The 22,263-nt window shown below is 60.3% G+C and carries 22 protein-coding genes; 3 read left to right on the top strand and 19 right to left on the bottom strand.

The window, feature by feature from the left end; all coding sequences use genetic code 11:
- Window positions 1–366: 366 nt before the first annotated feature.
- From PHF15_RS09180 to PHF15_RS09160, 5 genes are all read right to left on the bottom strand, one after another.
- Window positions 367–1,089, bottom strand: a complete 723-nt coding sequence (locus PHF15_RS09180; protein WP_300120498.1) for a DNA alkylation repair protein — start codon at window positions 1,087–1,089, stop codon at window positions 367–369.
- Window positions 1,082–1,375, bottom strand: coding sequence for a DUF4389 domain-containing protein (locus PHF15_RS09175; protein ID WP_300120496.1), 294 nt, complete (start codon window positions 1,373–1,375; stop codon window positions 1,082–1,084). Before PHF15_RS09175 ends, PHF15_RS09180 begins: the two co-directional genes overlap by 8 nt.
- Before the next feature lie 25 nt (window positions 1,376–1,400).
- Window positions 1,401–2,948 (bottom strand): AMP-binding protein, encoded by a 1,548-nt coding sequence (locus PHF15_RS09170; protein ID WP_300120494.1) that lies wholly within the window; start codon window positions 2,946–2,948, stop codon window positions 1,401–1,403.
- Window positions 2,949–3,012: 64 nt separating this feature from the next.
- On the bottom strand, window positions 3,013–3,462 hold the full coding sequence (locus tag PHF15_RS09165; RefSeq protein WP_300120492.1) for a PAS domain S-box protein: 450 nt from the start codon (window positions 3,460–3,462) through the stop codon (window positions 3,013–3,015).
- Window positions 3,463–3,483: 21 nt separating this feature from the next.
- Window positions 3,484–4,740, bottom strand: a complete 1,257-nt coding sequence (locus tag PHF15_RS09160) for a nitrate/nitrite transporter (RefSeq protein WP_300120491.1) — start codon at window positions 4,738–4,740, stop codon at window positions 3,484–3,486.
- Between the two features lie 211 nt (window positions 4,741–4,951).
- On the opposite strand from PHF15_RS09160, the gene PHF15_RS09155 reads away from it, so the two are divergent.
- Window positions 4,952–5,212 carry a DUF2249 domain-containing protein gene (locus PHF15_RS09155; protein WP_300120490.1) on the top strand — a complete coding sequence of 87 codons (261 nt, stop codon included), beginning with the start codon at window positions 4,952–4,954 and terminating at the stop codon, window positions 5,210–5,212.
- A gap of 14 nt (window positions 5,213–5,226) precedes the next feature.
- Here the strand turns inward: PHF15_RS09155 and PHF15_RS09150 are convergent, their stop codons facing one another.
- Genes PHF15_RS09150 through ccoG form a run of 3 tightly spaced genes read right to left on the bottom strand, consistent with a single transcriptional unit; the run spans window position 5,227 to window position 8,132 of the window.
- The gene (locus PHF15_RS09150) at window positions 5,227–6,420 is read right to left on the bottom strand and encodes an NnrS family protein (RefSeq protein WP_300120489.1); all 1,194 of its coding nucleotides are present in this window, start codon (window positions 6,418–6,420) and stop codon (window positions 5,227–5,229) included.
- Entirely contained in the window at window positions 6,417–6,644 is a 228-nt protein-coding gene (locus tag PHF15_RS09145) for a DUF3079 domain-containing protein (RefSeq protein ID WP_300120488.1), read from the bottom strand. The genes PHF15_RS09150 and PHF15_RS09145 overlap by 4 nt, the downstream gene beginning before the upstream one ends.
- A gap of 30 nt (window positions 6,645–6,674) precedes the next feature.
- Window positions 6,675–8,132, bottom strand: coding sequence for a cytochrome c oxidase accessory protein CcoG (gene ccoG / locus PHF15_RS09140; protein ID WP_300120487.1), 1,458 nt, complete (start codon window positions 8,130–8,132; stop codon window positions 6,675–6,677).
- 129 nt (window positions 8,133–8,261) lie between these two features.
- On the opposite strand from ccoG, the gene PHF15_RS09135 reads away from it, so the two are divergent.
- Both PHF15_RS09135 and PHF15_RS09130 read left to right on the top strand, forming a co-directional pair.
- Window positions 8,262–8,741 carry an Rrf2 family transcriptional regulator gene (locus PHF15_RS09135; protein WP_300120486.1) on the top strand — a complete coding sequence of 160 codons (480 nt, stop codon included), beginning with the start codon at window positions 8,262–8,264 and terminating at the stop codon, window positions 8,739–8,741.
- A gap of 7 nt (window positions 8,742–8,748) precedes the next feature.
- Window positions 8,749–9,921 (top strand): HPP family protein, encoded by a 1,173-nt coding sequence (locus PHF15_RS09130; protein ID WP_300120485.1) that lies wholly within the window; start codon window positions 8,749–8,751, stop codon window positions 9,919–9,921.
- Here the strand turns inward: PHF15_RS09130 and PHF15_RS09125 are convergent.
- From PHF15_RS09125 to PHF15_RS09075, 11 genes are all read right to left on the bottom strand, one after another.
- A complete protein-coding gene (locus PHF15_RS09125) occupies window positions 9,918–10,637 on the bottom strand; it encodes a response regulator (RefSeq protein WP_300120484.1) in 720 nt (239 codons plus the stop codon). The two genes, PHF15_RS09130 and PHF15_RS09125, sit on opposite strands and share 4 nt — an antisense overlap.
- Before the next feature lie 2 nt (window positions 10,638–10,639).
- Complete coding sequence (locus PHF15_RS09120; RefSeq protein ID WP_300120483.1) at window positions 10,640–12,586, bottom strand: type IV pili methyl-accepting chemotaxis transducer N-terminal domain-containing protein; 1,947 nt, start codon at window positions 12,584–12,586, stop codon at window positions 10,640–10,642.
- A 5-nt stretch (window positions 12,587–12,591) separates the two neighbouring features.
- Window positions 12,592–13,797: an NnrS family protein gene (locus tag PHF15_RS09115; protein WP_300120482.1), complete on the bottom strand. Its 1,206-nt coding sequence runs from the start codon at window positions 13,795–13,797 to the stop codon at window positions 12,592–12,594.
- A gap of 166 nt (window positions 13,798–13,963) precedes the next feature.
- On the bottom strand, window positions 13,964–15,424 hold the full coding sequence (gene gabD, locus PHF15_RS09110; RefSeq protein WP_300120481.1) for an NADP-dependent succinate-semialdehyde dehydrogenase: 1,461 nt from the start codon (window positions 15,422–15,424) through the stop codon (window positions 13,964–13,966).
- Between the two features lie 77 nt (window positions 15,425–15,501).
- Window positions 15,502–16,629: a HupE/UreJ family protein gene (locus tag PHF15_RS09105; RefSeq protein ID WP_300120480.1), complete on the bottom strand. Its 1,128-nt coding sequence runs from the start codon at window positions 16,627–16,629 to the stop codon at window positions 15,502–15,504.
- A complete protein-coding gene (locus PHF15_RS09100) occupies window positions 16,626–17,159 on the bottom strand; it encodes a hypothetical protein (RefSeq protein ID WP_300120479.1) in 534 nt (177 codons plus the stop codon). The genes PHF15_RS09105 and PHF15_RS09100 overlap by 4 nt, the downstream gene beginning before the upstream one ends.
- On the bottom strand, window positions 17,156–18,643 hold the full coding sequence (locus PHF15_RS09095; protein ID WP_300120478.1) for a Gldg family protein: 1,488 nt from the start codon (window positions 18,641–18,643) through the stop codon (window positions 17,156–17,158). The genes PHF15_RS09100 and PHF15_RS09095 overlap by 4 nt, the downstream gene beginning before the upstream one ends.
- Window positions 18,644–18,648: 5 nt before the next feature.
- Window positions 18,649–19,350 (bottom strand): ABC transporter permease subunit, encoded by a 702-nt coding sequence (locus PHF15_RS09090; RefSeq protein WP_300120476.1) that lies wholly within the window; start codon window positions 19,348–19,350, stop codon window positions 18,649–18,651.
- A 12-nt stretch (window positions 19,351–19,362) separates the two neighbouring features.
- On the bottom strand, window positions 19,363–20,076 hold the full coding sequence (locus PHF15_RS09085) for an ABC transporter ATP-binding protein (protein WP_300120474.1): 714 nt from the start codon (window positions 20,074–20,076) through the stop codon (window positions 19,363–19,365).
- Between the two features lie 59 nt (window positions 20,077–20,135).
- Window positions 20,136–20,999, bottom strand: coding sequence for an N-acyl homoserine lactonase family protein (locus PHF15_RS09080; protein ID WP_300120473.1), 864 nt, complete (start codon window positions 20,997–20,999; stop codon window positions 20,136–20,138).
- Between the two features lie 88 nt (window positions 21,000–21,087).
- On the bottom strand, window positions 21,088–22,242 hold the full coding sequence (locus tag PHF15_RS09075; protein WP_300120472.1) for an iron-containing alcohol dehydrogenase: 1,155 nt from the start codon (window positions 22,240–22,242) through the stop codon (window positions 21,088–21,090).
- Between the last annotated feature and the right edge of the window lie 21 nt (window positions 22,243–22,263).

The following is a 22,263-nucleotide window of genomic DNA, read 5'->3' as shown; positions in this document are numbered from 1 at the left end:
GCGTTAAAGTCAGAGTGCGACAAGCATTTGTGTTGCGACTAGGTATTGCTCAAAGGTACGGCAATGTTAATCGAGTGTGGACGCGCGTGACCGCATGGAGGTCCTTCGCATAGCTCATGACGCCATCTTCTGGCTTGAGTTCGACACCCTCGGTTGCGTCCATCTGCACATCACAGTCTGCCCTCAGCGTTGGCACGCGCGACGGTGCTCGTTTACTTCCAATGCCGGCTCTCCAGGAGGCATATAACTCCACGCTACTACAGCTTTGGGTCTGCTGCTGACAGCCATCAAACCCAACTGCCGATCTGCAAAATGCGTTGTCAGCTATGAATCACGGTCTGCAGCCGTGGTTCCCGCGTTCGCCCATCATTTCGCCAATCCAGAATCAGCAAGCCGCGTCGGGCGCCTTTGCTGGATGCGTGCCAGCACGGCCGTGCTGTTGAGCTCACGCAACGCGTCCGCGGCGATCCAGAGGGCAGCGCGGCTGCCCTGTTGTTGAATGCGCCGGGCAGCGTCAATGGCTGCATTGTTGAGTGCGGCGTTGCGCTTGCCGATGTTGCGCAAGGCCCAGTTCACTCCCTTTTTGACAAAGTTGCGATCATCACCGGCCGCCGCCTCGATCAATGGCAGGGCCGCCATAAAGCGGGCATCGCTGGCCGCCTTGTCATGCACTGCCAGCGTGGCCAGCAGGGCAAACGCGGCACGGCGCACAAATTCTTCCTTGCGCCCGGCCCACACGGTTACCTTTGCCCAGGCCAGTGGCGACGCCACAAAGGCGCTGCCGCACACTTGGTCGCACACGTCCCACGACGCAAAACCCTTGGCCCATGCGTCCATCTGGCGCGACGTCAATTTGGCGGGCTCGGCCACCATGCCGGCCACAATGCGGGCGTCGGAGATGCCGGTGTCCCACAGCGCGAGCGCCAGCGCGTGGTCGTGCCCGAGCGTGCGGGCAATGCCTCGCATGGAGGGCATAGACAAGCCCAGACGCTGGCTGCCCACAATGCCAAAGCGCGCCATGCCGGCCAGTTCGGCCGGGCGCGCGTGCTGGTGCAGCAGCGTCAGTGCCTGGTCGATTTGGTTAGTCACTTGCTGGCCAGTCAGCGAACGGGAAGGGTACGACTTCGCTGGCGAAACTGGCGAAGTCGGCGACCTGGCTTTGGAAGCGGCCCAGGCTTTGACCAAAGGCTGCCAGGCGCGGGTTGGGGGCGTCGCTGGCCAGCGTGAAAATAAACTGAAGAAGGGCCGTACAAAACAGCACGGTGCCGGCGAGCTGATGGGCCAGGCCCATCAGGATCATCAGCAGGCCGCGCAGCCAGATATTGCGTTTTTCCAAACTGGTTGTGGCATCTTGATTCATGGTGAGTCCTTTCAAAATTGGCTTGCAGAGAGCGTGACGATCACGCGGCATTGTCAGCGACGAGCCTGGCGCGCAGTTCGGTTTTGAGCACCTTGCCGTAGTTATTCTTGGGCAACTCGGCCACCAGATGGTATAGCTTGGGGCGCTTGAAGCGGCCCATTTGGGCCAGGCAATGGGCGTCGAGTGCGGCCGTATCCACCACGGCCCCGGCTTGCAGCACCACAAAGGCCACCACCACTTCGCCCCACTCGGTATCCGGCGCGCCGACCACGGCCACCTCGGCCACGCCGTCGAGCGTGAGCAGCACTTCTTCGACTTCGCGCGGGTAGATGTTGGAGCCGCCGCTGATGATCAGGTCCTTGCTGCGGTCTTTCAGGGTCAGGAAGCCGTCCTCGTCCAGGCTGCCCACGTCCCCAGTAAAGAGCCAGCCGTCGCGCAGGGTCTGATCTGTGGCCTCCGGATTGCGCCAATAGCCGGCCATCACGCTGTCGCCCTGCACCAGCACCTCGCCCACCGCGCCCATAGGCAGGGCTTGCCCGTCGGCGTTCGCCACACGGATCAGCACCGGCGTTTGCGCCACGCCCACAGAAGCCATGCGCGCCAGGTACCTGGGATGAGTGCTGTCAGCCAGATGGGCTCTGGACAGCGCTGTGGCCACCATCGGGGTTTCGCCCTGGCCGTAGATTTGCACAAATACCGGCCCCATCACCCGCAGGGCGCGCGCCATGTCGGCGGCGTACATGGGGGCACCGCCATACACGATGGTCTTGAACGACCGGGCCGCGTCGGCCGAGCTCAAGCCTTGTTGCTGGGCGTAGTCGACCAGGCGCCTGACGATGGTGGGCGCGGCAAAGGTGGACAGCGGGCCGAGCGCGCGCCCCAGGGCAAACAGCTCGGCCGGTTCCACGCCGCCCGAGGCCGGCACCACATGGCGCGCACCGGCCATCACATGCGGTATGGCGTACAGGCCGGCACCGTGCGACATGGGCGCGGCATAGACGATGGTGTCTTGCGGGGCAACCGGGTCCACATCGACAAAGTAGCTCAGGCCCATGGTCATCAGGTTGCGGTGGGTGAGCATCACGCCTTTGGGGCGGCCGGTGGTGCCGCTGGTGTAAAACAGCCAGGCCAGGTCGCCCGGTTCGCGCGCACGCACGGGCACGGCCATGGCCATGGCGTCCGGCGCCGGTGCCAGCAGTTGGTCGGCTTGCCGGCTTTCAATGTCCACCTGGTGATCCAGCCCTGCCAGTGGTGTGGGGGCCACGTCGCTGGTGACAAAAGCCCAGCGCGCCTGCGCGTTGTCGATGATCCACTCGACCTCGCGGGTGTGCAGCTTGGCATTGACCGGCACCACCACCAGACCCGCCCACCATGCGCCCCACAACACTTCGAGGTAGCGCGGGTGGTTGTGCATGAACAGCACCACGCGGTCGCCGCTGCGCAGGCCCGCGGCCTGCAGCCGTTGCGCCAGGCCGGCACTGCGGGCCGCCCACTGGCCGTAGCTGGCGTGCAGCGCGGTGCCGTTGAATACGGCCGCAAAGTCAGGCTTCAGGCGTGCCTGGCGTATCAGCAAATCAACCAAACTCATCGAACGTCTCCGGTGGCGTGCGGCAGAGTCCGCAACGCCGCCACTTTAACGCCGGCAGGCCGTCTTAGGAGGCTGGTTTGGGGGTTAATTCGGCAAGCTGACGCCGCAGGTTTTTTTCTTCCTGAAATCGCGCCGTGGCATCCCGGGCAACTGCCATGGCACCGAGCATTTCACCGGACGGGTTTTTGACCATCATGAAACTCATGTCCACGTAGATTTGCTCACCATTTTTATGCAGGGAACGTGTGATGGCCGAGCTTCTGCCGGGCTTTGTGCCGCCACGGGAAACCGCCATGTTGAATCCGTCCCAGTGGGGTTTGCGTAATCGTTCTGGAATGATGAGGTCGAGGCTTTGCCCGATGGCTTCAGCAGCCTTAAAGCCGAAGAGGGTTTCGGCAGCCGGATTCCAGAGGCGAATGATGCCTTCGAGGTCCGAAAAAATCAGCGCTTCCGGCATGAATTGCAGAATGGCTTCCGGGAGGTTTGCCGCTTGCTTGCCTTCGATGTTGGACATGTCTATTTCCTTTGGGGTATTTCAGTGCTTCAAAGCTGGGGCAGCCGTGGGTTTTACCATGAATTCGGAGCGCCGCACCTCGGTCAGGTACATCCAGATCAGGGACACCCAGACGATACCGTACATCAGCATGAAGGCGCTGGAGCGGATGCCGGTCAGGTCCATCAGGCCACCGAACATGATGGGCAACAAAAAGCCGCCCATGCCACCCGCCAGCCCGACGATGCCGCTCACGGCGCCGATGTTGTGGTGGTAGTCGTCGCTGATGTACTTGAACACGCTGGCCTTGCCAAAGCCCCAGGCCACGCCCAGTGTGAACATCAGAATGGTGAACAGGTAAACGTTCAGGCCGACGTGAAAGGTTTTGGGGCCATCGACGGTGGCAATGGTGAAATCGGTTTGCGGGTAGCTCAGCAGGAACAGGCAGATCCAGCTCACCCACAGCACCCACCAGGTCATCGAGTGGGCGCCGTATTTGTCTGACAGCCAGCCGCCCAGCGCGCGCAAAATGCCGCCGGGCAAAGAGAAGCAGGCCGCCAGCAGGGCAGCGGTGCGGATGTCCAGGCCAAACTCACCCACGTAGTACTGCACCATCCACAGACTTAAAGCGACGTAGCCGCCGAACACGATGCTGTAGTACTGGCAGTATTTGAAGACCGTGGGGTCTTTCAGGGCCTTGAGCTGGGCCATGAACGGCACTTGCTTGGCCGCGTGGTGGGCCGGGTCGCTGTGCGAAAACATCCAGAACAAAATGACCGTGCCGAGCATGATGCCGGCATAGACCTGCGGCACCATGGTCCAGCCAAAGCCCACCACCAGTGCCGGGGCGACAAACTTGTTGAGTGCCGCACCGGCGTTGCCCATGCCGAAGATACCCATGGCAAAGCCCTGCTGCTTTTTGGGAAACCAGCGCGCCACGTAAGGCGTGCCGACCGAAAACGAGCCCCCGGCCAGCCCCACGAACAGACCGATCACCAGGTAGTGCCAATACGCTGTGGCGTAGGTCATGACCCAGATGGCTGGCACGGTAATGGCCATCAGCACGGCAAACACGATGCGGCCGCCAAACTTGTCGGTCCAGATGCCCAGCGGCACGCGGATCAGCGAGCCTGTGAGCACCGGCATGGCCATCAGCAAGCCGAATTGGGTCGAATTGAGGTCGAGCGTCTTCTTGATCGGAATGCCGATCACCGCAAACATCATCCACACCATGAAACACACGGTGAAGGCGAAGGTGCTCACGATCAGCACCGACAGGGCTTGCCCTTTCTTGGTCATAACGAAACTCCTTTGGGGTTGTGATGACTTTAGGTTTTGCAGGCCTTTTGCGGAATCCCTCTGTGGAACGGGTGGCGGCAGAATTTGGAACTAGAGGCAAATCGTCAGGACTAGTTCTGAAGAACTAGCGGCAGGATTTTGGCGCTATTTTTTGCTTGCAACCTAATTGATGCATCTACAATGAATCTTTAAATTTATTTGGAGTCAAGCCATGAGTTCCTGTGCCACCGGTCACGTCACCCCCGAAGCGATTTACCCATTCGACGCCCGCGGCGTTGCCAAACGCTTTCGCCACGCCGCGATATTTGGTGCGCTGGATGCGCTGCAACCCGGCGAGACCATGCGTTTCTGCAATGACCACGACCCGATTCCCTTGTTGCATCAACTGGGTGCCCGTTTTGGCGAGGCGGTGACGATTGCGTACGTGCAGCGCGAACCCGGTGCCATCGTGATTGACTTTGCACGAATTTGACTGCACCGAAACCGCTAGCCGTCCTTGCCATCAGGCCGCGCACTCACCAGCCAGGGTGTGTATTGCCACAGGTAGATCAGGAACGCGGCACTCCAGGCAGCGGCTGATGCCACCAGCGCATCGACGTAGAGCGACGGTGCCAGCATCGGCAACAGCACCCGCAGCAGCGCGGCCAGCATGATCAACGCATAAATTGCCATCTCTGGTGCATCTGCCGTCAACGGGCGACCGGTATGGCCGCGCGCGGTGCGCGTCATCATGCCCAGGATCAAGCCACCGGTGGCGCCGACGCCCAGCGCATGGACACCGAGCGATGTGGTAACCAGACCCAACTGCGCCAGCGCCAGCAAGCCCAAGCCCAGAATCAACCAAAGGTGGGCAGCGTGCAAGATCCACAAAATGGGGCGACGCAGCGTGGCCAGCGAATGCCAGCGCCACTGGCGAATCAGGTTGAGCGCGAAAGCCAGGGCCAATGCCGCGCTGGCCAGCCCGTTGTGCCAGTCGGTCACCCACAGCGCCATGCCAACCACGGTGGCCGCCAGCGCAACGCGGTCCAGCCAGGGTAGGGTGATGATTTTGAGATTCGGCAGGGCGCTGGTGGTGAAAAATGGCACCACGCGTCCGGCCATCACGCATTCGATGATGACGACAAAACCCAGCCCGGCATACAGACTGCGCATCGGGTCCAGGTTGATCATCCCCTTGGCTGACAAATGGAAGGTCAAATTCACCCCCATCAGCAACAACAAAATCAGCGCCAGCGGCACATTGCGCCAATTGCGTGAGCGGATCAGCAAGCGTAGAAAAATCAGCCCCACCGCGGGCAGCAGCGCCAGGTCCAGCACTGCAAACACCGCGTAAGGCGCCACCAGCGAAGCCACGCGTGCGCTGAGCCAGAGCAGGATCAAAAACCCCAAGGCCGGGCCACGCGGGGTGGCGAGTCCGGTCCAGGTTTTGCCTGCGGTCATCAGAAACCCCACGATGACCGCGATGGCAAAACCAAACAGCATTTCGTGGGCGTGCCAGAGCAAGGGCGGCGGCGTGGATTGCCAACGGAGCGCGCCAAGAAAGACCGCCACCCAGAGTGGCACGATCAAGGCCGCCAGCAGGGCCGCACCCAGGTAAAACGGCCGGAAAGCCAGGCGTATCCAGGGCATGCCTTGGGGTGCGGGTGGCGCAGGGACATTGTTTGCAATCGGGATCGTCATGCCTGTTTTTCCGTGTTGGGGTCTGCCGGGGTGCTGGGGCCAGTCGGCGCGCTGCTGGGTGCGAGTTGCTGATCACCCCAGGCCAGCCAGTCGTCGCCAAACAACTCGGACGGATGGGGTGAGCGCTCGTTGGAACAGGCCATCGCCGTGATGGCGCAAAACTGGTCACAGCCCCAGCAGATGCGCTCCGGGTTGGCGGGGTGAACGGGGAATTTCTTGGCCATGTCAGAAGCTGGTTGATGCACTAAAACCAATTAGCGCGGAATGACAAAAGTGGATTTTTCTTCAACGACCGCCGCCTTGTCGCGCTCCCGGGTTTCCACCCGGAAGTGAATTGGGCTGGCCTTGCCTCGGTAGGCCTGTGCCGTCTCAAAGGGCAGGGTCAGACGGATGGTGAGCGAGCCGATGCCGGTGGCCGGCACTCTGAGCACCGGGTCGGTGACCAACGCCAAGCCCGGCAAGCCCTGCACGCTGGCGGTATAGGTTTGTGTGTGTTCTGTGGTGTTCATGACTTTCAGACGGTAGATGTTTTCGATGTCGCCATTGCCCAATTCACGTGCCATGGTGCCACGGTCCTTGATGATGTCCACGGCAAAGCCCTTGCGCGTGGATAAACCGCCAACAAAAATCGCCACGACCCCCAGAAACAGCACGCCGTAAAGCCACACGCGCGGTCGCCATCCCCGTTTCACCATTTGCCTGGGTGTCAATTTGTCGGCGATGCCCCGGCCCGACGAATAACGGATCAACCCCTTGGGGTAGTTCATTTTGACCATGACTTCGTCGCAGACATCGATGCAGGCGGCGCAGGCGATACATTCATTTTGCAGCCCATTGCGGATGTCGATCCCGGTTGGGCACACCTGCACACATAGCGTGCAGTCAATGCAATCACCCAGGCCCAGCGCCTTGGGGTCGGCGGCGCGTGCGCGTGAGCCCCTGGCATCGCCCCGCACACTGTCGTAAGCGATGACCATCGAGTCCATGTCGGTCAGGGCACTTTGAATGCGGGCATAGGGACACATCTGTTTGCAGATTTGTTCGCGCAGGTAACCCGCGTTGCCGTAGGTGGCCAAACCATAGAACAGAACCCAGAACCATTCCCAAGGTGAAAACGACAGCGTCAGGAGCTCCTGCACCAGGTCGTGAATGGGCGTGAAGTAGCCAACAAAAGTAAAACCGGTAAACAAACCCAGGCCAATCCACAGGGCTTGCTTGGCGCTTTTGCGGATGATTTTCTCAGCGCGCCAGGGAGCGGCATCCAGACGCATCCGGGCCAGGCGATCCCCTTCCGTGATGCGTTCCAGCCACAAAAAAATCTCGGTATAGACCGTTTGCGGGCAAGCGTAGCCACACCAGAGCCGGCCCGCCACTGCGGTAAAGAAAAAAAGCGCTAGCGCGGCCAGCACCAGCAAAACAGCCAGATAGATCAGGTCTTGCGGGTGCAACACCAGACCAAAAATATAGAACCGGCTGCCCGCCAGATCGAACAAAACGGCCTGGCGGTCGTTCCACTGGAGCCAGGGGATGCCGTAAAAAACCAGCTGGGTGACCCAGACCATGACCCAACGCAAGCGGGTAAAAAACCCGCCGACGCTGCGCGGATAAATTTTGCCCGATTCGTCGCTCAATGAAAAGACGCTGTCAGCCGCTACGTCAACGGGGACGGGATGGATCGGAATGATCTTTTGAGGAATCGGTTTTTTTGTCACTTTTACGTTGCGCAGAACGGTCGTGGTGTCGGCCTGCGTGCCATCCTTAAAGAAGAATTTGATATGAATATTATTTTATCCTGATAATAGGCACATTGAATGCATCTTTGATTTAACCTGCCCTGATCTATGCGCCTGACCCAATGGACCGACTACACCTTGCGCGTACTGATGTACTGCGCTGCCAGCAAGGAACGCAGCGAGCCGGTGACGATCACCGAAATTGCCGAAAGTCACGGCATTTCGCGCAGTCACCTGACCAAAATCGTGCAGCAACTCGCCGCCCGTGGCTGGCTGGAAACCACCCGTGGCCGCGGTGGGGGCATGCGTTTGGCACTGCCAGCCAAAGACCTCTGCCTGGGCACAGTCGTGCGCGCGACCGAGACCGATTTTTCCGTGGTTGAGTGTTTCGAGCCGAACCTTAACCAGTGCCGGATGAACCAGAACTGCAGACTCAAAGGTGTGCTGAATCAGGCGACGCAGAGCTTCCTGGCGGTATTGGATGGCATCACGCTGGCAGATTTGGTGGCGCCTGGTGCCAACGTTGGTGGCACAGCAAAAACACGGCGTCTGCATTTGATTCCCGGCCTGCCTGGGGCATCGGTTTGAACTCAAAATGAAACTGTTTGTGCTGCGTTTTTCCGGTTTGGCGCGGGCATGGGTGTCCAGCAGCCTGCCCTCGATGTCGGCGGCAGAGCAATGGCGATCCAGTTTTGGCGCGCTGCTTGGAATTGGCTTGTGCGGGTTTTTGCTGCACGCCATGCCCTTGCATTCGAATTGGCTGATTGCTCCGATAGGTGCAAGTGTGGTGATCTTGTTTGTGCAGCCACACAGCCCGGTGGCGCAGCCGTGGTCTGTCATCAGCAGTTATTTTTTTGCTACCCTGGTGGGTCTGGTGTGCACCCACTTGATCCCCAATGCCGTGTTTGCCGCCGCAGTCGGTGTGGCCGTCACAGTCTGGCTCATGATCAAATTCAATGGCATCCATCCGCCCGGCGGCGCCCTGGTGCTATTGATGGTGCTCGACGGGCCAGGCGGCCTGACCCAAACATCCCAGACGGTGAGCCTGGTGGCACTCAATGTTCTTTTGATGCTCCTGTTCGCCTGGCTCATCAACACCTGGTTGTTGGGGCGGCCTTACCCTTACCGGGTCAGCCTTGAGAAAGTGCAGAACCATAACACCCGGGATCTGGCGCCGATGCAGCGCAGCGGCCTGGATCACACGGACTTGGCAAGCGCCGTCACGGCGCTCAATACCTTTGTTGACATTCAGGAGGACGAATTGGTGTCGCTGTACAACCTGGCGGTTGAGCACGCGTTTGAGCGCCATATTGGGCTGGCCTGCGGTGATGTCATGTCACGCGATGTGATTACGGTCAAAACCGATACACACATCGAGCTGGCCTGGAACCGGCTGCGCCACCATAGAGTCAAGGCCTTGCCAGTGCTTGACCATGCCGACAGGCTGGTTGGCATTTTGAGTGTGGCCGATTTTTTGCGTCAGATGGACGACACCTCGGCGGCCGGTCTGGCGATGCACTTGCAGGGCATGCTGCAGCGTATGCCTGGCGCAAAACCCAAACGAGCCATCTATGTGCATCAGATCATGTCCACGGTGGTAAGCAGCGCCAGACTGGACACGCCCATCACCGAGGTGATGGGCCTGATGATTGAGAAAAACCTGCCGCACATTCCCGTCATTGACGAGGATCGCAAAGTGCTGGGCATCGTGACGCAGACAGATACCCTGGCAGCGCTTTACAAGCGGGTTGCCCTGGCATCGGCTTAAAGCAAACCCTGTTCCGTGGCCATCACGGCGGCGTGGACCCTTGAGCTAACGCCCAGTTTGCGCAACACGTGTTGCACGTGAATTTTGACGGTGGTTTCCACAATGCCGTGTTCGCGCGCGATTTCCTTGTTGCTGGCACCGCGCGCGATACCACGCAAAATGTCGAGTTCGCGCGGTGACAGGCTGGCCATGGCCTGGGCTGCCGGCGTTGCCGCTTTTAAGCTGCTCGTACTTTGCGCAATGTCTGTGGCGGCAGCCGACTTGTGCGCCACATTTTTGTAGGCGGCAATCAGTTTGCCCATCATCTCGGGCGCGATGATGCTGTCGCCTTGCGCGGCGCGGTGCACGGCGGCGGTCAGGTCGTCGCCTTCCATGGTTTTGAGCAGGTAGCCGCTGGCGCCGCCATGCAGGGCCGCTGCCAGATCGTTCTCGTCTTCGCTCACCGTCAGCATCAAGATGCAGGCGTTGGGGGCCGCTTCGAGCAGCGAGGGCAGGGCATCGACGCCGTTGACGCCCGGCAGATGGTTGTCGAGCAGGATCACATCGGGCTGCAGTTCCTGCGCTTTGCGCTGGGCTTGCCCGGCATCGGCCGCATCGCCCACCACCAGCAGGCCGGCGTCGCGCGCCAGCAGCGCGGTCAGGCCACGGCGAAATAAGGTGTGGTCATCGACTACCAAAACGCGGATGGGCGGGCTGTCAGGTGTACTTTTAGGCATGGTCAAACGGCGCTTGAGGCCGCCCGGTGAGAGGTATCGGCTGCAGCACTGTCGATGCGGGCGGCGTTGCTTGTGCTGGGGTGTGACGGCGCGGGCAGGGTGACGATGACCGAGCTGCCACGCGATGGCGTAGAAATAACGTCGATGTGCGCACCGATGCGCTGCGCGCGCTCGGTCATGATGCGCAGGCCCACATGGGTTTCATCCAATTGATCGGTGTCGGGATTGAACCCAATGCCATCGTCGCGCACTTCAAAGCGCCAGCTGGGTTGCTGCTGCACATCGAGCCAGGCCTGCGATGCGTGGGCGTGCTTGCGCACGTTGGACAGCGCCTCCTGCACAATGTGCAGCACCTGAATCTGCACATCCGGGGCCAGCGGCATGCCCTGCCCCTGCATCGTCATGGTGGTCTTGATGCCGCTTTGATGCTCGAATTTTTGCAGCGTGGTGGCCAGCGCGGGCTCGATGTCTTCGGTGTTGGTGCGGGTTCTGAAGTGCAGCAGCAGTTCGCGCACGTCGCCATAACTCTCGCGCACACCTTCGTCAATTTCTTCCAGGATTTTGGCGATTTCAGCTTCATCGCGGGTTTTGAGGGCGTCGCGCATCAACTGCACCTGGATTTTCAGGAACGCCAGAGACTGGGCAATCGAATCATGCAGCTCGCGTGCCAGCAGGTGGCGTTCCTGTGACACGGCTGCCTCTTTTTCCAGCGCGTTCAGGCGCAGGTTTTCCATGCCGCTGGCCAGGTGGCTGCTCAAGGCCTGCAGCAGCGAGCGCTCGGCGGGCGTCGGGCTGATGCGGGCGTGAAAGAACAAATCGACTTCGCCCATGAGCTGCTGATGCAGGCGCACCGGCAGTGTGATGACGGTCTCGAAACCGGCCTTGAGGCAATGCTGCAGCGGCGCGCTGGATTCATCACGGATCGGAATGACGCGAAATTCCGAATCTTCGGTGGTCGTGCCGCAATGGCAATCGCCGGTGTTCAGGCATTGTTCGGCATCGATCATGGCCGCGGGCAGGCCGTGCGCGGCCAGCATCAGATGGCGCTGGCCGCCCTGGTTGGACCAGCGCAGCGCGACGCCATCGGCCTGGGAAATTTTTGCCAGACTCTTGGTAAAGTCTTGCGCCAAAGCATCCAGCGAGGTGGCTTTGGACACCAGGGCCGTGACTTCATACAGGCTTTCCAGCCGGTCGGACTTCTCTTTCAGCAAAACGGTTTTCTCAGCCACTTTGCCTTCCAGATTTTTGTACATCGACTGCAGGTGCTCGGCCATGCCGTTGAAGCCGTCGGCCAGGGTGCCGAATTCGTCGCTGGAAGTGTGCGCCACCCGGGCATCGAAGTTGCCCTGCTGGATTTTTTCAATGGCCTGTTTGAGTTGCCCGACAGGCTCCAGCACAAACAGGTAGCCGGTGTAGAGCAAGACGGTGGCGCCCACGACCACAGAGGCCAGCATGCTCATTTGCAGCAGATGCAGCAGCGCGGTCCAGCGGGCGATGTGCACTTCGATGCTGTTGACGAAGTCATCGATGTGGGAGGCAAAGGCCACCGTGTCGGCGCGCAGGTCGGTGAAAACGGCGGGTTTGGCTTGAATCCAGCGCGCCTGGTAGTGCGCCCAGTTCTTCTCCACCACGGCAAAGCGCGCAGTGGTATCCGCGTCCCACGAGACAAACAGCGGGCGCTCCGGGTCGCCTTGTTTGAGGGTGGTCAGGCTGCGGTCGAATTCGGCAATTTGTTCGGACAGTTGACTGGTCTCGCCGGTGCCAATGGACAGCGACATGCGGTAAGACTGCATGCGCATGCGGCCGGCCTCGTTGACGGCTGCCGCACCACCGTCCAACTGCCAAGACACCCAGAGCGTGGCGATGGTCGCCATGAAGACCAGTAGCAAAAAGGGTGCCCCCACCATCAGCAGCTTGGCACCCAGGCTCCAGTGTCGGTTGATCGTCATGCGCTTTAGCCGTCTTTGCCGTCGAGTCGGGTTTGAAGCAGCCAGGGGGCATAGACCCACAGGTAGCTCAAGAAAGCCGCGCTCCAGGCACTGGCCGACAGCACCAGCGCCGCGATGTAGAAACTGGGCAACAGCAGTGGCACCAAGACACGTAGCAGCGCCGCCGTCATCACCAGCCCATAGGCGGCCACTTCGATGCGGGTCAAGATCAGTGGTCTGCCGGTGTGGCCGCGCGCTGTGCGCGTGGCCATGCCGATGATCAGGCCGCCGGTGGCGCCGACTGCCAGCGCGTGCACACCTGCAGAGACCGGCACCCAGCCCATTTGCGCCAGCGCCAGCATCAGCAAACCTAGCGCAATCCAGGCATAAGCCCCATGCAAAATCCATAAGATGGGTTTGTTCCGCGTCAGCATGGGACGCCATCCCCACAGGCGTTTGGCGTGCAAGCCCGCTGCCGCCAGCAGCACCACCAAACCCCACACCCCTGGCGGGGCAAACACCCACATCAGCAAGCCCGCAGCGGTTAAACCCAGCGTCAGGCGCTCCTGCGTCGAGGTAGTCTGGAGCCGCAGGCCTGGCGTGGCGCTCATGGTGAAGGCGGGCACCACGCGCCCGGCGATCACGCTCTCTATCATGATGATCAAACCCAAAGCGGCGTGCAGCGGCGTCATGGCCGGTACATCAAGCAGGCCCAACGTGGCCAGATGGAACACCAGGTTGTCCGCACCCAGCAGGACCAGAATCAGGGCCAACGGCAAGTTGCGGTAGTTATTGGCGCGCAGTAGCAAGCGCGCAAGAATGCCAGCCACCAGCGGCAGCAAGGCCACGTCCAACACCGCGTAAAGCACGCCTGGGCTGGTCAGGGCGGCGATGCGAGCTGCCAACCAGAGCAAAGCGAAAGCGGCCAGGGAGGCACCGCGCGGGGTGGACAGTCCGGTCCAGTTTTTGCCGGCTGTCATCAAAAAACCAACGATGATGGCCACGGCAAAACCAAACAGCATTTCATGCGCATGCCATAGCAGCGCAGGCACGGCCGGACTGCTGGAAATACCGCCCATGAACATGGCCATCCACAGCGGCACCGCCAGCGCCGCGACCAGGGTGCCGCCCAGATAAAACGGGCGGAACCCCAAGCGCAAAAATGGACAGCCTTGCGGCTTTTCAGCGGCCGCTTTGACCTCGAAAAAAATCGGGAGAGAGACAGATTTCATGCAATGGCGCTACGGGTAGTTTCAAACCTTGCCATTAGACGGCAGCTAGCTTGAAACAACCATAACACATGTCAAGAAAAAACTGACCTTGAACTGATCAAGGTTCGTCGCATAGCCTGCGTCTGTACAGGCTAGGACATCTCCACGGCTGCGACCAAGCGATCATTCACTTGTCCAACCCGCCCATGCATAGGTATTTGATGACCAGGTAGTCGTCCATGCCGTACTTGGAACCTTCGCGGCCCAACCCGGATTGTTTGACCCCGCCAAAGGGTGCAACTTCGTTAGAAATAATACCAGTATTGATACCTACCATGCCGCTCTCAATGCCTTCGCCAACGCGCCAGATGCGGCCGATGTCGCGCGAATAGAAGTAGCTGGCCAGTCCAAACTCGGTGTCGTTGGCCATGGCAATCGCTTCAGCATCGGTCTTGAACCGGAACAACGGAGCCAGCGGGCCAAAGGTTTCCTCGCGCGCCACCAACATGTCAGGCGTGGCATCAGCGATCACGGTCGGCTCGAAGAAACTGTGTCCCAGCGCATGGCGTTTGCCACCGGTGAGTAGTCGCCCACCTTTTGCCAGCGCATCGGCAATATGCTCTTCTACCTTTTTAATGGCAGCGCCGTCAATCAAGGGCCCTTGCGTGACACCTGCTTCAACACCGTTGCCGACCTTGAGCTTTTCGACTGCGGCGACTAATTTGGCGGCGAAAGCGTCATAAACACCGTCTTGCACATACAAACGGTTGGCACAGACGCAGGTTTGGCCGGCGTTGCGGTACTTGGACATGATGGCGCCCTCGACCGCTGCGTCCAGATCGGCATCGTCAAACACGATAAAGGGCGCGTTGCCGCCCAGTTCCAATGACAACTTCTTGATGGTCTTGGCACATTGCTGCATCAGCATGCTGCCAATATCGGTGGAGCCGGTGAACGACAGCTTGCGCACCGTAGGGTTGGCGGTCATTTCGCCGCCAATGGCACTGGCAGACCCGGTCAAGACACTGAAGATACCAGGCGGTACGCCAGCGCGCTCGGCCAGCACTGCCAGCGCCAGCGCCGAATAAGGTGTGGCCAGCGCTGGTTTCAACACCATCGGACAACCTGCAGCCAACGCCGGGCCAGCTTTGCGGGTGATCATGGATGATGGGAAATTCCACGGCGTAATGGCGGCACAGACCCCAATGGGTTGTTTGATGACCACGATGCGCCGATCGGTCCAGGGAGAGGCCAGTGTGTCACCACTGACCCGCTTCGCCTCTTCGGCAAACCACTCGATAAACGATGCTGCATAAGCAATTTCGCCCTTGGCTTCAGCCAGAGGTTTACCCTGTTCGATAGTCATGATCATGGCCAGATCGTCGGCGTTGACCAGCATCAGGTCGTTCCATTTGCGTATCACGGCGCTGCGCTCTTTGCCGGTCTTGGCGCGCCAGGCAGGCCAGGCCTCGTTAGCGGCAGCGATCGCACGACGGGTTTCTGCGGTGCCCATTTTGGGCACAGTGCCAATCGTCTCGCCAGTGGCCGGATTGGTCACGGCACAGGTTTCGCCGCTGTCGGCATCGCACCATTGACCGTTGATAAAGGCTTGTTGGCGTAGCAGGGTGGGGTCTTTGAGTTGCATCATGAGATTACTCCAGGTTAATGGTCAAAAAAAGTCAAAAAAGTTGTTGTTCGCGAATGAGGTTATTGCCGTATCAAGTGTCAGGACTGCGCCAGCCGTTGCACTACCCATACCAGCCCCATTGAGGCAATGCCCAGTGACAGTGCACGGGCGATATGGGGGCCGACAGGGTGTCGCGCCAACCAGGTCAACGCCGGGGCTAGCAACAAAACTACCAGCGCCTGGCCGGTTTCGACACCCACGTTAAAGCCCAACAGAGCGCGCGCCAAAGGCCAGCCGCTCAGGTGCAGCTCAGTCAGCGCCTCGGCGAAAGCCAGACCATGCACCAAGCCAAAGCCAAACGTCAGCGCGTGGCGGCGCAGTGGGTGCGGCTGCAGCCAGATGTTTTCCACCGCCACCCAGACAATGGAGGCCGCAATGGCTGGCTCGACCCAGGTGCCCGCAACGTGCAACCAGCCCAGCGTCGCCGCCGCCAGACTCAGACTGTGCGCGGCGGTGAACGCGGTGACGGTAATCAGCAGTGAACGCAGACTGCGACTGCCCAACAATAGCGCAGCCAGGAATAACAGGTGGTCAAAGCCGCTCAGAATGTGGTCCAGACCGAGCCGCAGGAAGCCACCCAGGCTGCTTCGCGCTGCCTGGCCAAAGTCAATGCGGACCTGCGGGTGTTCACGGTCCAGAATGTGCTCCTGGCGCCGACTGACCGCCCCGTCTTCCCCGTCTGCCCCGGATGCGATTTGAGCTTCAGGATCGGCAGATCGGCTGATGCTGGCAATGCTGCGGTAATGCTCGCCAAAGGCAGTGCTCAAGGTGTCTTGCAACACTAGCATGCCGGGCGCGTTGGTGCACTGCCAGTCGAGCAGCAGCGTTACCTGGTCGGTACCGAGTTTCGGAGCTTGGATTCGGCTGCGTTTAACGCGACACCGCTTGTCATCGACGCTCAAGGTCAGGTGTTTTTGCAATACCGCCATAACCTGTTGGGCGGCGTCGACATCACCGGCGCCGCCACGCTGCACCAAGATGGCTGCATCTCCGACCTCAGTTGGTGACAGCGTCAGCCGGTAATGCGCTTCAGTGCCCTGGAACTCGAGGCGGGCGAGGCCGGTGCTGTTGGTGTGCGCCGACGCAGGCCCACCCGCCAGAACCAACCCCAGCAAGGTCAACAACAGCCAATATCCCCGCCTGAAAGGTCCCCTTGGGCCGCTCATTTTGCAACGCCTCCAAGCGTGGGCGCCCAGGCCTGGGCAACGTAAGTTGGCATCAAGTGCACTGTGGTTTGACCGCCGCATCGGATCCGCACGTATTGGGCGATACCCATGGGGTTGGTGGCACCGAAGGTGGCCTCAAAAGACTGGCCATCCACGGTTTGCAATGCCAGTTCAAGGACTGGGGCGGATAGACCAAACTCGGGTATTTCGGTCTCGAAATTGCGCTCAGGCAAGGTGTTGTGCAGCAGGCGAAGCCCGGCTTCAATCGCTGCACCAGTGGCAGCCGAAACGCCAGCATCGGCCGCTGGGCGGCTCAATAACCATTGCCCATCAGCAGCACGCTTAAAGTAGTGTGTGCCAGCGCTGGAGCTGGCGCGCACGCTCGTGACGCTATCGGTGGCCAAGTGCTTCATCTTGCCCTCGGCCTGGTGTTCGACCAGCGATTGACGTCGATCGGGGCCCTGAAAAGCCAGCACTGCCAACACTGCCAATGAGACCAAGGCCGCCAGCACCCAAACGATGCGTTTCATTGCCGCCGCCGCCACCAGACTGCCAGCCCGGCCAGGGCACACAAGCCGGGTATCAGCATCACACACAAAATGAATACCATCTGCATCTGTGATTTTGTCATCACCACGGTGGGCATGACTTCCATTGGCGGCTTGATCGCGGGGCCGCGAGGTTCGCCGCGCAACCAGGCGGTGAGCCCCAGCACCAGATCAGCGTTAGCGAGATACGGATAGAACGAATTGCTGGCGAAGTCGGCATCGCCCAGCACGGCCAGACGAAAGGGTTTTCCTTTGCCGGCCAGTTGACCTTCACTGACGAGGGCCAGCGCGCGTGTGCCGGGTATCTGGGCGGAGGCATCGAGGTGAATCGATGGGTCGCGCGTGGTGACCGTGGCTTGCGCGCTGCTGGAAAACAGCACGCCGGACTTGACACCCCCAGCTGCCACCACCTGCAATGGCCGAATTCCGGGGAAAAAGCTGAGGGACAGTCCGCCAGTGCTGGGGTGGCTCGCGTACTTCTCGACTGCGACCATCTGTGCATCGGTGAAATAGTGACTGGTCGGGTCGACCACAACACCGTTGCCGACACGCACGCCGGCCTGCGCTAACAAGGCCGCCAGCTCGGTCCCCACGGCGTAGTCGGGCTCCAGTAGCATCAATAAATTGCCACCGCCTTCGAGGTATCGAGCCAACAGAGCCACCTCGGGCGGCGCGAAGGGCGTGCGCGGATTCGCTTCCACCAGGGCGGCGCAATCAGCCGGTACGCCCTGCCCATCACCGGAAGCGCCGGTTGCCAGCGACAGCTTGCGCACGGCGTAACCGAGCTTGTCAAGGGCGCGGCGCAACCGACCCAAGCCATGCTGGGTCATATCCACGATGCCCTGTCCGGCAGCGTCGTGGGCGTGGTTGCTGCCTGGACCCTCAAAGTGGGTGTGAAACTCGAAGTTGTCAATGTCGTATTCCCCGTGGTCGCTGAGAAAACAGACCGGTCGCTTGTCGCTGCGCAGCAAACGCAGGAGCCCCAATGCCATCTCGCGATCTTCAGTGGTGATCACCTCGATGCGTCGCCCGTCGGCGATCATCAGGGCAACGTTGTACATGCGCATCCCGTACTCGTTGGCTTGTGCTGGCTGCTGGTCGGGATCGATGGTGCGCACCTTGAGGTGGGGTGTCACCTTGCCCATGATCTCCACCATCTGCTTGGCGGCAAGACCCGCGGGGTTCTGGGCATGGTAGAAATAAATCAGCTCCACATCCTGCTTCAGGTCGCGCAGAACCTGTAGCGTCTCGGCTGCCGGCGTGAAGGCCTCTTCCATCGTGATGTCGAAATGCTGATCGTTGCGGTAGGACACGACGTTGGCCAGCGCGGCCACGAGCACGGCCAGTGCCAGGCCCAGCAACTGCACTGCCACACGCCAGCTCCGCGGGCCCAGCGGCGCGCGCAGGCCGGCTGTGAACAGCACGGCCAGAGCCAGCACAACCAACAAATTGATGAATAAGGGCATGGTGCTTACCTGTCTGCCAGACGTCGGCTGGCCAACCAGATCGCCACCATCGTGATGCTGACAAAGTACATGGCATCCGACAGAAAAACCGAGCCAGTGACCAGCGGCTTGAAGTGCCCGATCAATGATAGATTCAGAGCCACGGGCTGAAGCGCAATGGGCAACATCGGTGTCACCGAATCGGCAAACCAGAGCATCAGGAATATGCCCATCGACAAGGCGGCTGAGATAACCTGATTTTCTGTCAGACTGGAGGCCAGAACACCAACGGATACCAGTAAACTGGCCAGCAGTACGAGCGTGGCGTAACCGGTCAGGATCGGTCCCCAGTCAGGCTCTCCCAACCACCCCAAAAGCAAGGCGTAGACGCTTGACAGGGCATAGATGGACAGCACCACCACCATCAAAGCGATGTACTTGGACAACACAATCCAGACTTCGGCGATCGGTGTCGTCAGCAGCAATTCCAGCGTGTCACTACGCCGTTCTTCGGCGAAAGCACGCATCGTCAGCACCGGGACGAGCAGGATCGACAGCACATAGATTTGGCGAAAAATGTACTGTAGGTTCGCCACCTTGGTGGCAAAGAGCGTGAGGCTGAAGGTGTAACCCAGCACCAGCAAGAACACCGCTGCGACGATGTAGGCGATCGGTGAGAGCAGCGCCGCGCTGAGTTCTTTTCGGGTCAGGACAATGAAGGGGTGCATGGCATTGGGTGCTCAGGCCAGTGACAGGAACCAGGGCTCAAAATCGGTATCCTCGGCGTTGACCTGGCGTTCGCCCTTCAGTTTCCCGGCCATCAGCACGACTACCCGGTCAGCTGTCTTGGCCACTTCGGCCAGAATGTGCGAGCTCATCAAGACCGTATGTTTGGTGGCCAGCGATCGGATCAGGTGGCGCATTTCGATGATCTGGCGTGGATCGAGTCCGTTGCTCGGCTCGTCAAGAATTAGCAATTGGGGTTCGTGCAGCAGGGATTGCGCGATGCACACCCGCTGCCGGTAACCGCGCGATAAAGTTGGCACTGGTGCTTGCAACTTGTCAGTCAGCTCCAGCTGCTCGGCTACTCGCTCCACCGCTTCCCGTACTTTGTGCGTTGGCACCTGGCGCAATCGCGCCATGAAGGTGAGAAACTCGCCGACCCGCATATGTCGGTACATGGGCGCAGACTCGGGGGCATAACCAATGCACCGGCGCGCCAGCATTGGTTGGCGTTGGACGTCAAAACCTGCCACTTGCAACTGACCATTGTCGGGACTCAGAAAGCCGCTTAGCAGGCGAATCAAGGTGGTCTTGCCAGAACCGTTGGGGCCAAGCAGGCAGACGATCTCGCCCTGAGCGATGGTCAGGTCAAGCCCTGCCAGCGCCGTCACCGCACCGTAGCGCTTCGTCACGCCACGAATGCTGACAGCAGGAACGGGAAGTGTATTCATGGGAAGGCTGCAAGCTACCCACCGCAGCGGTCCGGCCGCGGTGGGTAGCAGATGCAAGACTAGTTGTAAAACTCAGGCGCCTGCTTGGTGACCTTGTAAGCGTCCGGATCATGAGCGTAGAAAATCTGGGCATTTTCCGAGTCGCGGATATGACGGATACGCTGGTAGGTCTTGTAACCCTCGATCTGATTGGTGGCGCCAGACAGTGGGGGGAGAATGTTCTTGTCGAGATTCTCTTTCAGGTAGACCGCATCGCCAGTCAGGACCACGGTTCCGGTCTTGGGCAGTTTGGCCACGGCAAACTGGCTTCCTTTGGTATGACCAGTTCCCTTCATGATGCGGAACGTGCCGTCGCCGAAGACGTCAAGGTCCCCGTTGAGCATGATGGTGTTTTGCTGCTTCATGCCGGCAAAGTCACCCGCCATGTAGAAGGCTTGGAAAGGATGGTCTGGAAACAGGGCAGCCTTGAACTCTTCCTCTTGCGCGATATGGGTGGCATTGGGGAACAGCGAGATGTTGCCGGCATGGTCAAAGTGCATGTGACTGGTCACCACGTACCTGATGTCCTTGGGCGTCAGACCAATCTTTGCCAGTTGCACCGGAATCGCATGGTCCTTGGTCAGTTTCACGCCGAAGCCCTTGTTCAGCGGACCCAGCCAGCCCTCCCCATCGACGATCGCTTTGTCATTGATGCCGGTGTCGAATATCACACTGCCGTTCGGATGTTTGAAGACATAGAAGCCGACCGGACACCAGTCGACCGTGCCCGATGCGCCGGCCTGGAAAGCAGCTTTGGCAAAGCCGCCCAACGAGCCGGACGTGAATACGTAGAGTTGCTGCGCGGCCACCGGCACCGCCAGCATGGAGGCCAGAACGGCACCTGCCGCCCAGCGTTTATACAACTTCAGCTTACTTGACTTCATGCTATCTCCTTAAGGTTGATTTGCCGTTGATGTTGGCTTGTTCTTTGTGTTCTATGGTGCGGCGAACCAACGCGCCCCCACACTCCATTCAATAGGCCGCCTGATACAACGCGAGGGCGTCGGGGTAGGCCACATCACGCGGGTTGTTGACCAGCAGACGTTGCACTTTCATGGCGTCCTCGGCCAGCATGGGTAGATCGCCTTCCTTCACGCCGGCTTCACGCAGGGTCTGGGCGTAGGGCATGGCCGCGACGCGGGCGCGGATCGCGGCGACGAAGGCTGCTGCCGCTGCCACATCGTTGGCACTTGCGAGTTCGGGCAGGATGGCGCGACCCAGTTCGGCATAGAGGCTTTGCGCCACCCCCAGGTTGAACTCCAGCACAGGCAACAGCACCAGGGAGTTGGTCAAGCCGTGTGGCAGGCCGTAGTGGCCACCCAGCGGATAGGCCAGGGCGTGCACCGCCCCGACTGGCGCATTGGCAAATGCCATGCCTGCGAAGAGCGAGCCCAGCAGCATGGCCTCACGCACCGTGGCGTCGTTGCCATCGTTGACTGCCGCTAACAGGTTGGGATAGAGCAGTTGCAGCGCCTTGACGGCCAGCGCGTCAGACAGCGGGTTCTTCTTCAAGCGGGTGGTAAAAGCTTCGATGGCGTGCACCATGGCATCAACGCCGGTCATGGCTGTCACAGCGGAGGGCAGGCCCAGAGTCAGGCGGCTGTCAAGCAGGGCGATGTCCGGATACAACAGCGGCGAGACCACGCCCTTCTTTTCGTGGCTGGGCGTGGTCAGGATGGAAATGGGTGTGACTTCGGAACCGGTGCCGGCCGTCGTCGGCACCTGGATCAGCGGCAGGCGCGGGCCGCGGGCCAGGCCAATGCCGTAGATGTCGGGCAGCGCCTGAGGTGTGCGTACCAGCAGCGCAACGAGTTTGGCGGTATCGAGCGAGCTGCCCCCGCCAAAGCCAACCACTCCGTCTGCGCCTGCCTCGCGCGCTACGTCCACCGCAGCCTGAACACTGATCTCGGGTGGGTCGGCCAATACATCGGCAAACACCGTGACAGCAACTCCCGCAGCGGCCAACGAGGCCAAGGCACCGTCGAGTAGTTTGGCTTTGATCAGGCCAGCGTCGGTGACCAAAAATACACGGGACGCGCCCAAGCCCTTGGCGATCTCGCCGAGACGGTTCGCACCGCCCTGTTCACAGATGATTTTTGGTGCGGTTTCAAAGCTGAATTGCGACATGATGTTTTCCTTTCAAAAGAG

Source organism: Rhodoferax sp., from assembly GCF_028689295.1.
Lineage (GTDB): Bacteria > Pseudomonadota > Gammaproteobacteria > Burkholderiales > Burkholderiaceae_C > Rhodoferax.
The sequence above is the reverse complement of the archived record's forward strand: the minus strand, read 5'-3'. Positions and strand labels throughout refer to the sequence as shown.

Coding starts and splice junctions, on each gene's coding strand:
- PHF15_RS09170 (WP_300120494.1), bottom strand. CDS start 2,948: ATGAGTTTGGTTGATTTGCTGATACGCCAGGCACGCCTGAAGCCTGAC.
- PHF15_RS09165 (WP_300120492.1), bottom strand. CDS start 3,462: ATGTCCAACATCGAAGGCAAGCAAGCGGCAAACCTCCCGGAAGCCATT.
- PHF15_RS09160 (WP_300120491.1), bottom strand. CDS start 4,740: ATGACCAAGAAAGGGCAAGCCCTGTCGGTGCTGATCGTGAGCACCTTC.
- PHF15_RS09155 (WP_300120490.1), top strand. CDS start 4,952: ATGAGTTCCTGTGCCACCGGTCACGTCACCCCCGAAGCGATTTACCCA.
- PHF15_RS09150 (WP_300120489.1), bottom strand. CDS start 6,420: ATGACGATCCCGATTGCAAACAATGTCCCTGCGCCACCCGCACCCCAA.
- PHF15_RS09145 (WP_300120488.1), bottom strand. CDS start 6,644: ATGGCCAAGAAATTCCCCGTTCACCCCGCCAACCCGGAGCGCATCTGC.
- PHF15_RS09135 (WP_300120486.1), top strand. CDS start 8,262: ATGCGCCTGACCCAATGGACCGACTACACCTTGCGCGTACTGATGTAC.
- PHF15_RS09130 (WP_300120485.1), top strand. CDS start 8,749: ATGAAACTGTTTGTGCTGCGTTTTTCCGGTTTGGCGCGGGCATGGGTG.
- PHF15_RS09125 (WP_300120484.1), bottom strand. CDS start 10,637: ATGCCTAAAAGTACACCTGACAGCCCGCCCATCCGCGTTTTGGTAGTC.
- PHF15_RS09120 (WP_300120483.1), bottom strand. CDS start 12,586: ATGACGATCAACCGACACTGGAGCCTGGGTGCCAAGCTGCTGATGGTG.
- PHF15_RS09115 (WP_300120482.1), bottom strand. CDS start 13,797: ATGAAATCTGTCTCTCTCCCGATTTTTTTCGAGGTCAAAGCGGCCGCT.
- gabD (WP_300120481.1), bottom strand. CDS start 15,424: ATGATGCAACTCAAAGACCCCACCCTGCTACGCCAACAAGCCTTTATC.
- PHF15_RS09105 (WP_300120480.1), bottom strand. CDS start 16,629: ATGAGCGGCCCAAGGGGACCTTTCAGGCGGGGATATTGGCTGTTGTTG.
- PHF15_RS09100 (WP_300120479.1), bottom strand. CDS start 17,159: ATGAAACGCATCGTTTGGGTGCTGGCGGCCTTGGTCTCATTGGCAGTG.
- PHF15_RS09095 (WP_300120478.1), bottom strand. CDS start 18,643: ATGCCCTTATTCATCAATTTGTTGGTTGTGCTGGCTCTGGCCGTGCTG.
- PHF15_RS09090 (WP_300120476.1), bottom strand. CDS start 19,350: ATGCACCCCTTCATTGTCCTGACCCGAAAAGAACTCAGCGCGGCGCTG.
- PHF15_RS09085 (WP_300120474.1), bottom strand. CDS start 20,076: ATGAATACACTTCCCGTTCCTGCTGTCAGCATTCGTGGCGTGACGAAG.
- PHF15_RS09080 (WP_300120473.1), bottom strand. CDS start 20,999: ATGAAGTCAAGTAAGCTGAAGTTGTATAAACGCTGGGCGGCAGGTGCC.
- PHF15_RS09075 (WP_300120472.1), bottom strand. CDS start 22,242: ATGTCGCAATTCAGCTTTGAAACCGCACCAAAAATCATCTGTGAACAG.